We start from the raw sequence: 4,134 nt of genomic DNA on the forward strand, positions 1-4,134 counted from the left end.
GGCCGATTCCGTCAAAAACGCCGCAAAAGCGATCAAAACAGCCCGGAAGAGCGCAATATCGGGTGTTTCGTCTAATTTTGCACGCCGTTTGAGCTATCAAGCTTGGCAATCCCGGCGTAACGTGCGCATGTCGGATATGCCGGTTTGCGGGGACCGGCAATTCGTTATCGATTTTTAATCCCGCGGAGACGACGTGATGGCTAAAGGTACTGTTAAGTGGTTCAACGCCACGAAGGGCTTCGGGTTCATTCAGCCCAGCAATGGCGGCAAGGACGTGTTCGTGCATATTTCGGCAGTTGAGAAAGCTGGTCTTTCTTCGCTGAACGAAGGACAGACCGTTGAATACGAGGAAGTCGCGAACCGCGGCAAGACCTCGGCTGAAAACCTCAAGGTTTGACGCGACGGCGTGATCCGGATCACTCCCTCGACATAATCCAGGCCAGTCTCCGACAAGATCACGTTTCAACAACATAGAGCGCATTCGGCAAGAGCGGCGTCCAAAAGTCTCCGTCTCTTGCGACGCAATCAGGTTCACGCAGATTGCGCTAATTCGATCCGCGGTGTGCGCTCTAGCCTAACTCTCCAAGACCTATGCTCTTGAAGACCATTCTTGAAGTCCACGCGCGTGCCTCGGCAGCGCGTCGGCGCTCATTTTTCCTTCACCCATTGATCGACGGGTTTGACATCGGGCGCTTGCGCATAGCCGCGCGTCCAGAGATCGACCGCCCATTCGGCGCGCGTCGCGCGATCCTGCAGCACCGCGGTGTTATGCGGGGTCTGCAGCACTAGCGCGTTGCCACGGTAGCGCGGCTCCCCAACAGTGTGATGCTTTAGCAAGCCCCATTCCTGCAGTACCAGCAGCAGGCTGGTAACGTTGCGCGTGGTGTCCCAGCAGTCGAAATTGTGCTTGTCGTCGAAGTAGCGGATGTCCGCATTGGCGATGCGTTTGTCGGTGCCAATCACCGGACCGAGGCGGCGATCGAACCATATCACGGCCTTCTGTACGGCGGCCCGCTCCGCCACGGCGGAGACTTTTCCCGCGGCCAGAATTTTGGTCAACGCGGCCCGGTCGCCAGGCGTGAAATCGAACACGTGGCGGCGCCGGCAGACAAATCCGTAGCAGACCGTCATCGAGCTTGCCGACGGCGGATAGATCGACACCGAGGTGTAAAGTTCGCTGACGCCTGAGCTCAGTTCAATCGCGCGGGCACTTGGCACGAACGACAGCAGCGCGCCGATCGCAAGGGCGCAGGCCGCGATCCCGCCGCGATATCTCAACTGGCCAGCTTGCATGATCCGCTCCGCAAAATTTCGCCGAAAACTACCGCAGCGGTTTTATCATGCCAAGGTCCGATCCAGCCGAATCGCGGGTTATCCGGTTATGCCTACGCGTTCCGATCCCACGCATCTTCCATCGTTCGCGGCGCCTTACGCGCCCGACGATCAAGCCATGGTCGGGCGCCTGCTCGCCGGCGCACGGCTTGCTGCGGAGCAGGACGCGCGAATCGACGACACCGCGACGCGGCTGATCGCCGCGATTCGCGCGCAGGACGACCGCTTCGGCGGTGTCGAGGCGATGCTCCGGGAATTCGCTCTCTCCACGAAGGAAGGCCTCGCGCTGATGGTGCTTGCCGAAGCACTGCTGCGGGTTCCGGATGCGCGTACTGCCGACGCCTTCATCGAAGACCGGCTCGGTCACGGCGATTTCCTGCATCATGAAACGAAATCGAGCACTTTCCTCGTCAATGCCTCGACCTGGGCGCTTGGCGTCTCCGCGCGGGTGATCCAGCCCGGCGAAATGCCGCAGGGCACGCTGGGGCGACTGGCAAAGCGGCTCGGCGCACCGGCCGTGCGCGCCGTCACGCGGCAGGCGATGGGGCTGATGGGCAGCCATTTTGTGCTGGGCGAGACCATCGAAGCCGCGCTTGACCGCGCCCGGCCGCAGGCCGAGCACACGCCGCGCTATTCCTTCGACATGCTCGGCGAAGGCGCACGAACCGCCGCCGACGCGCAGCGTTACTTCAACTCTTATGCCACCGCCATCGAGGCCATCGGCCGCACGGCCGGTCAGCACGCGCTGCCCGATCGCCCCGGCATTTCGGTAAAGCTATCGGCGCTGCATCCGCGCTTTGAGGCCGTGAGCCACACGCGCGTGATGGCGGAGCTGGTGCCGCGCCTGATCGCGCTGGCGCAACACGCAAAGGCCCATGACCTGAATTTCACCGTCGATGCCGAGGAAGCCGACCGGCTGGAGTTGTCACTCGATGTCATTGCATCGGCGTTCACCGATACCTCGCTGGCCGGCTGGGACGGTTTTGGTCTCGCTATCCAAGCCTATCAGAAACGTGCCGGCGCTGTGATTGAGTACGTAGATGACCTCGCGCGCGGATTGAACCGCCGCATGATGGTGCGGCTCGTCAAGGGCGCCTATTGGGACACCGAGATCAAGCGCGCGCAGGAGCGCGGCCTCGACGACTATCCAGTGTTCACCCGCAAGGCGGCGACCGACCTCAACTACATGGCTTGCACGCAGCAACTGCTGGCGCGACGCCCGCGGCTGTTTCCGCAATTCGCGACCCACAACGCGCTGACCGTCGCCACCATCCTCGAACTCGCCGGCGACAGCGGCGGCTATGAATTCCAGCGCCTGCACGGCATGGGCGACGCTCTGTATGCGCAGCTCGGGGCCGACCATCCCGGGAGCGCCTATCGCACCTATGCTCCGGTCGGCAGCCATCGCGATCTACTGGCCTATCTGGTGCGACGGTTATTGGAAAATGGCGCGAATTCATCTTTCGTGGCGCTGACCGGCGATGAAACCGTGCCGGTCGCAACGCTGCTGCGGCGGCCGGCGGATATCGTCGGCTCCGCCGACAACGCGCGGCATCCCAAAATTTCGTTGCCGCCCGACCTCTATATGCCCCAGCGGATCAACTCACGCGGCATCGAATTCGGCGATCGCGCCGCGCTTCGGACGCTGCTGTCGGACGTGGCCGCAAGTACAACGAGGGCAGCCGGGATCGTCGATGCGACAATAGAGGATACGCAGGCGGCGATTGCCGTGGCCCGCGCCGGCTTCGCGTCGTGGAGCGGAACGCCCGCGGACTCCCGCGCGGCCATTCTGGAGCGCGCCGCCGATCTGCTGGAACTGCGGCGCGCCGATTTCATCGCACTTCTGCAAAAGGAGGGCGGCAAGACGCTCGACGATGCGCTGTCGGAAGTGCGGGAAGCCATCGACTTTTGCCGCTATTACGCAGCCCAAGGGCGAACGCTGTTCGGCGATGGCGAGGCGCTGCCCGGCCCCACCGGCGAAAGCAATGTGCTACGGCTGCGCGGCCGCGGCGTTTTCGTCGCTATTTCGCCGTGGAATTTCCCATTGGCGATTTTCCTGGGCCAGGTCGCTGCGGCGCTGATAAGCGGCAACACCGTCGTCGCCAAACCGGCGGAGCAAACACCGCTTGTTGCGGCGGAAGCCGTACGCCTTCTCCACGAGGCTGGCGTCCCATCCTCGGCGCTGCAACTGGTACCCGGCGATGGTCGCATCGGCGCTGCGCTGGTCGAACATGTTGGCATCGCCGGCGTCGTGTTCACGGGCTCCACCGAGGTCGCGCGTTCCATCAACCGCGCCCTCGCTGCCAGGGACGGACCGATCGTGCCGTTGATCGCCGAGACTGGCGGCATCAATGCTATGATCGTCGATGCCACCGCGCTGCCGGAGCAGGTCGCCGACGACGTCGTGAGTTCGGCGTTCCGCTCCGCCGGGCAGCGTTGCTCGGCGCTGCGGTTGTTGTTCGTGCAGGACGACGTCGCCGACCGCATGATCGAGATGATCGTCGGCGCCGCCCGCGAGCTCAAGCTCGGCGATGTCAGCGATCCCGCTACCCATATCGGACCGGTGATCGATGCCGAGGCCGCGCTGAAGCACGAGGCGCATATCGCACGGATGAAGCAAACAGCACGCGTGCACCTCGCGGGCAGCGCGCCGGCCGGAAATTTTGTCGCGCCGTACATCTTCGAACTAAGCGACGCCGAGCAACTCACCGAAGAAGTGTTCGGGCCGATCCTGCACGTCGTGCGTTATCCCGCCGCCGGCCTGGAGCAGGTACTGCAATCCATCGAACGCGGCGGCTACGG

3 protein-coding genes are annotated in these 4,134 nt (G+C 63.4%); 2 read left to right on the forward strand and 1 reads right to left on the reverse strand.

The genetic code is table 11. The features are described 5' to 3' along the window. The first annotated feature begins 196 nt into the window (after positions 1 to 196). Positions 197 to 397: a cold-shock protein gene (locus JWR89_RS03970; RefSeq protein WP_143576103.1), complete on the forward strand. Its 201-nt coding sequence runs from the start codon at positions 197 to 199 to the stop codon at positions 395 to 397. Between the two features lie 251 nt (positions 398 to 648). Here JWR89_RS03970 and JWR89_RS03975 read toward each other — a convergent pair whose 3' ends face one another. Then, the gene (locus JWR89_RS03975; protein ID WP_299712044.1) at positions 649 to 1,293 is read right to left on the reverse strand and encodes a hypothetical protein; all 645 of its coding nucleotides are present in this window, start codon (positions 1,291 to 1,293) and stop codon (positions 649 to 651) included. Between the two features lie 88 nt (positions 1,294 to 1,381). Between JWR89_RS03975 and JWR89_RS03980 the strand changes: the two genes are divergently transcribed. Then, positions 1,382 to 4,134 (forward strand): bifunctional proline dehydrogenase/L-glutamate gamma-semialdehyde dehydrogenase PutA (locus JWR89_RS03980; protein ID WP_299712045.1); only part of this gene is annotated, 2,753 nt, incomplete at its 3' end.

Source organism: Tardiphaga sp. (genome assembly GCF_028290785.1).
Taxonomy (GTDB): domain Bacteria; phylum Pseudomonadota; class Alphaproteobacteria; order Rhizobiales; family Xanthobacteraceae; genus Tardiphaga.